Source organism: Streptomyces sp. NPDC102514 (genome assembly GCF_055584525.1).
Map to the genome: position 1 here is coordinate 1 of NZ_JBVJLW010000057.1, position 1,017 is coordinate 1,017.

Here is a 1,017-nt window from a genome sequence, read left to right on the forward strand (position 1 = left end):
GAGCCGACGGACCAGACCTGTAGTAGGTGAGTGATGGGGTGACGCAGGAAGGTAGTCCAGCCCGGGCGGTGGTAGTCCCGGGGTAAGGGTGTAGGGCGTGCGATAGGTAAATCCGTCGTACATGTGCCTGAGACCTGATGCCGAGCCGATTGTGGTGAAGTGGATGATCCTATGCTGTCGAGAAAAGCCTCTAGCGAGTTTCATGGCGGCCCGTACCCTAAACCGACTCAGGTGGTCAGGTAGAGAATACCGAGGCGTTCGGGTGAACTATGGTTAAGGAACTCGGCAAAATGCCCCCGTAACTTCGGGAGAAGGGGGGCCATCACCGGTGATCCGATTTACTCGGTGAGCTGGGGGTGGCCGCAGAGACCAGCGAGAAGCGACTGTTTACTAAAAACACAGGTCCGTGCGAAGCCGTAAGGCGATGTATACGGACTGACGCCTGCCCGGTGCTGGAACGTTAAGGGGACCGGTTAGTGCGCTTTCGGGCGTGCGAAGCTGAGAACTTAAGCGCCAGTAAACGGCGGTGGTAACTATAACCATCCTAAGGTAGCGAAATTCCTTGTCGGGTAAGTTCCGACCTGCACGAATGGCGTAACGACTTCTCGACTGTCTCAACCATAGGCCCGGTGAAATTGCACTACGAGTAAAGATGCTCGTTTCGCGCAGCAGGACGGAAAGACCCCGGGACCTTTACTATAGTTTGATATTGGTGTTCGGTTCGGCTTGTGTAGGATAGCTGGGAGACTGTGAAGCATTGGCGCCAGCCGGTGTGGAGTCGTCGTTGAAATACCAGTCTGGTCGTGCTGGATGTCTAACCTGGGTCCGTGATCCGGATCAGGGACAGTGTCTGATGGGTAGTTTAACTGGGGCGGTTGCCTCCTAAAGAGTAACGGAGGCGCCCAAAGGTTCCCTCAGCCTGGTTGGCAATCAGGTGTTGAGTGTAAGTGCACAAGGGAGCTTGACTGTGAGACCGACGGGTCGAGCAGGGACGAAAGTCGGGACTAGTGATCCGGC

Annotated in this window: 1 rRNA gene; it reads left to right on the forward strand. The window is 55.9% G+C overall.

The window, feature by feature from the left end:
* Positions 1-1,017: ribosomal RNA gene (locus ACZ60E_RS45745) — 23S ribosomal RNA — on the forward strand; the annotation flags it as partial.